Raw genomic sequence first — 2,138 nt, forward strand, 5'->3', positions numbered from 1 at the left:
GAAAAACCCTGGTCAGACCCCCTTTTCGGCTATGCGATCCGGGTCAATACTGGTAATATAGAGCTTGTTGGAAGGGGGTGGCACCCCGGACAACGGAACCGATCGAAACCCACACCGGAGGCAGACGACATGACCGTCAAGACCCGCACCCCGCGCCCCGCCGCCAAGAAGGCCGCCAAGGCCCCGCAGCCGGTCGTCACCGTCGTTGACACCCGTCACCCGAAGTCCGGCCTGTCGACCTGCTACCGCGTCATGGTGGACACCGTGGAGCGCGCCGAGGAGATCAGCGAGGCGGGGGTTTCGGTCGGGCTGATCGCCCGCCTCACGATCCAGGCGGGGCGGCAGCGCTCCGTGACGATCATGGCCAGCCGCCTCGTTGGCGAGGGTGGATGGTACATCGACGCCATGACCGAGCACGGCGGCCGCGTCCACTACGCCCGGGGATTCGGGAACCGGCGCGGGATGCCCCGCCGACTCCTCGCCGACCTCGGCGACGTGCTCACCATCTGCGCGTACGACGTGCGCGGACTGGTCGAGGACGCCGAGCCCGGCCGTCCGCTGAAGCTGCGCAAGGTCAAGGCCAAGCGCAAGGCGAAGGCCGCCGTCGAGGTGTAGCCCGAGGGGCCGGGGCGCAGCGGGCGCCCCGGCCGTGAAGGGGGGCCGGAGCAGAAAAAAGCCTGGTCAGGCCCCCCTTCCACTTCCCGATCAGGTCCAATGCTGGTAATATTGAACTTGCTGGAAGGGGGTGGCACCCCGACCGGCACCGCTCGAAACCCGCACCACTTCAACGAGAGGCACCACCGAGATGGCTACCAAGACCACGCGCCGCCGCTCCACCAAGACCGCCGAGGAGCGCGCGGCGGAGGTAGACGCCCTCCACGAGCAGCTGAACACCGCGATTGCGTCCCTGATCTCTGCCGACGGGTGGAAGGCGATGCTTCGCGCGACCATCGCGAACCTCGGCCGCTACTCCGCCAACAACATGCTTTTGATCCTGGCCCAGTGCCCGCACGCCACCCAGGTGCGCGGCTTCCGGGAGTGGAAGGAGCACGGCCGCTCCGTCCGCAAGGGGGAAAAGGGACTGCGGATCTTCGCCCCCATGACGGTGAAGAAGAAGGACGAGAACGGCGCGCCGGTCCTGGACGAGAACGGCCAGGAGAAGAAGCGGACCATCTTTAAGACCGTCGCCGTGTTCGACATCAGCCAGACTGACCCCGTCGGGGAGGAGGTCACCCCCGAAGAGTCCACGGAGCCCGCCTATACGCTCGGCGGGAAGGTGGGAGGCGACGCCCTGGCCGAACTCTGGGACGCCCTTACGACTCACATAGAGGGCCACGGGTACACGGTGCGGCTGGAGTCCACCGGCCGCGCGGACGGGTACACCGACCCTAAGACCCGCGTAGTCGGCATCCAGGCCAGCGACCCCGAGGCGCACCGCGTGATCACGCTCGCCCACGAAGGCGCGCACATCGAGTGCGGCCACGTCGCGAACATGGACGAGTACCGCCGCCACCGGGGCCGCATGGAGTGCGAAGCCGAATCCGTCGCGTACATCGTCGCCGGGGCGGCCGGTCTGGACGCCGCCCTTACCTCCGTCCCGTACATCGCGAACTGGGCAGGCCGGACCGCCGAAGAAGTCCGCGAGACGCTCGCAGCCGCAAGCACAACGGTCGTCCGCGCCGCTAAGGCGATCCTGGACACCACCGCCACGCCGGACAAGGCAGCGGAGGCGGACGAGGCGGAGCGCGCGGCGGAGGAAGCCGCCCACGCCGCCTACCAGGAGATGCGCGCCGAGATGATCGAGACCGCCCAGCAGCGCGAGCAGGCCCAACCGCTCGACACCGCCGCAGCCCCCGCCCAGGGGTGACGCAAAGCCGAGGGGGGAGGGGAAGCCCTCCCCCCGGCCGGCGGGAGCGCGCCGACCGGCCGCCGTGGCGCGGCGGCCGACGACGGACGCGCCCGCACCTCACGCCGGGCGACGGCCGCGCCGCCGGTCCAGCGGCCCGGTGCGCCCGTCGTGGGTACACCACCGGAGCACGCGGTCGCGTGCGCGGTGGGCGGCGGCTGGCCGGGGGTGGCCGGGCCCGGCGCGGGGCGCGGTGGGGGTGTGGCGTGGTGGGCGCCGGCTTCGCCGCGGG

Annotated in this window: 2 protein-coding genes; both read left to right on the forward strand. The window is 70.8% G+C overall.

What is annotated here, in order from left to right; genetic code table 11:
* Nucleotides 1-129 precede the first annotated feature (129 nt).
* Complete coding sequence (locus ACF053_RS30205; RefSeq protein WP_391956940.1) at nucleotides 130-615, forward strand: hypothetical protein; 486 nt, start codon at nucleotides 130-132, stop codon at nucleotides 613-615.
* A 190-nt stretch (nucleotides 616-805) separates the two neighbouring features.
* Nucleotides 806-1,867 carry an ArdC-like ssDNA-binding domain-containing protein gene (locus ACF053_RS30210; protein WP_391956941.1) on the forward strand — a complete coding sequence of 354 codons (1,062 nt, stop codon included), beginning with the start codon at nucleotides 806-808 and terminating at the stop codon, nucleotides 1,865-1,867.
* Nucleotides 1,868-2,138: the final 271 nt, after the last annotated feature.

This window comes from Streptomyces kanasensis (genome assembly GCF_043077165.1).
Taxonomy (GTDB): Bacteria; Actinomycetota; Actinomycetes; order Streptomycetales; family Streptomycetaceae; genus Streptomyces; species Streptomyces changanensis.

Coding starts and splice junctions, on each gene's coding strand:
- ACF053_RS30205 (WP_391956940.1), top strand. CDS start 130: ATGACCGTCAAGACCCGCACCCCGCGCCCCGCCGCCAAGAAGGCCGCC.
- ACF053_RS30210 (WP_391956941.1), top strand. CDS start 806: ATGGCTACCAAGACCACGCGCCGCCGCTCCACCAAGACCGCCGAGGAG.